Annotated in this window: 1 pseudogene; it reads right to left on the reverse strand. The window is 68.6% G+C overall.

Going from position 1 to position 258, the window contains the following annotated elements:
- A pseudogene (locus tag IG69_RS23070) lies at positions 1 to 207 on the reverse strand (IS3-like element IS987 family transposase); the annotation flags it as partial.
- Between the last annotated feature and the right edge of the window lie 51 nt (positions 208 to 258).

The following is a 258-nucleotide window of genomic DNA, read 5'->3' on the forward strand; positions in this document are numbered from 1 at the left end:
GCTACTGACCCCAGCGCGGTCGCCGGCGTCGACCTGCCCTTGGCGCACCCACTTGCGGACCGTCTCCGCCGTGGAGACCCCGAGCAGTTCAGCGACCCGGCGCATCGCCTCCCAGTCGCTCTGATGATCGGGGCGGATCTCGGCGTACATCCGCACCGCCCGCGCCTTCAGCTCAGACGGGTACCGCCTGCTCGTCTCTCCTGGCATGACTCCAACCTTCCCAAGGTTCGGAGTCTCCGGACATGCCGGGGCGGTTCA

The organism is Phycicoccus jejuensis, assembly GCF_000720925.1.
Taxonomy (GTDB): domain Bacteria; phylum Actinomycetota; class Actinomycetes; order Actinomycetales; family Dermatophilaceae; genus Phycicoccus; species Phycicoccus jejuensis.